1 protein-coding gene is annotated in these 212 nt (G+C 72.2%); it reads left to right on the top strand.

The features are described from left to right. Positions 1–212: hypothetical protein (locus ABFP37_RS22710; RefSeq protein WP_347035060.1), on the top strand; the 212-nt coding region annotated here is incomplete at both ends.

Below are 212 nucleotides of genomic sequence, written 5' to 3'. Positions count from 1 at the left end.
CATCGGCGCCTGCAAAACCGCCCTCGCCACCGCAACCCTGCCCGCCACCGGCGGCCTCCGACCCCAGGTCATGGTCACCATCAGCTACCAGGACCTCCTGGACCGCCTCGACACCACCGCCACCAACGGACCCCGCTACAACACCCCCGCGGGCGGGCCACCCGGCACCGCGACCGGCACCGGAACGTTCACCTACACCGGACCCGTCACCC

Origin of the sequence: Burkholderia sp. RS01 (assembly GCF_039748055.1) — a bacterium.
Classification (GTDB): Bacteria; Actinomycetota; Actinomycetes; order Actinomycetales; family Micrococcaceae; genus Arthrobacter.
This window is presented reverse-complemented; position numbering and strand designations above follow the sequence as displayed.